Consider the following 478-nt stretch of genomic DNA (forward strand, 5'->3'; position numbering starts at 1 on the left):
TCAGACTGCTGATAAAGTCCTCGCCTTCGTGCGGGGACTTTTTATAATAGTCTCATGCTTAAAGAACGCCCCCAAACCCAATCCACTTTAGAGTTTGTCTCCATTGATGAACTCGTCCCAAGTGATCATCTTCTTCGCAAGATTGATCGAACTGTCGACTTTTCATTTTTGCATGACGTAGTGAAGGATTTTTATTGTGCAGACAATGGCCGTCCAGCCCTTGATCCAACGCTCATGTTCAAACTGCTATTTATTGGCTACCTCTTTGGTATACGTAGTGAACGTCAGCTCATTCGTGAAGTTCAAGTCAATGTGGCTTACCGCTGGTTCTTAGGTTTAGGTCTAACGGACAAAGTACCTGATGCTTCAACTCTTAGTGCGAATCGAACTCGACGTTTTAAAGAGTCTGATGTGTATCAGAAGATTTTTGATGAAATCGTTCTTCAAGCCATGAAGAAGAAACTCGTCAGCGGACATA

Annotated in this window: 1 protein-coding gene; it reads left to right on the forward strand. The window is 42.9% G+C overall.

Translation table 11 applies throughout. The features are described from left to right. Positions 1 to 54: 54 nt before the first annotated feature. Positions 55 to 478, forward strand: a 424-nt coding sequence (locus ACXAH2_RS17175; protein ID WP_475080170.1) for a transposase, incomplete at its 3' end; no start/stop codon positions are given.

This window comes from Marinomonas sp. ABL3_031 (assembly GCF_056161265.1).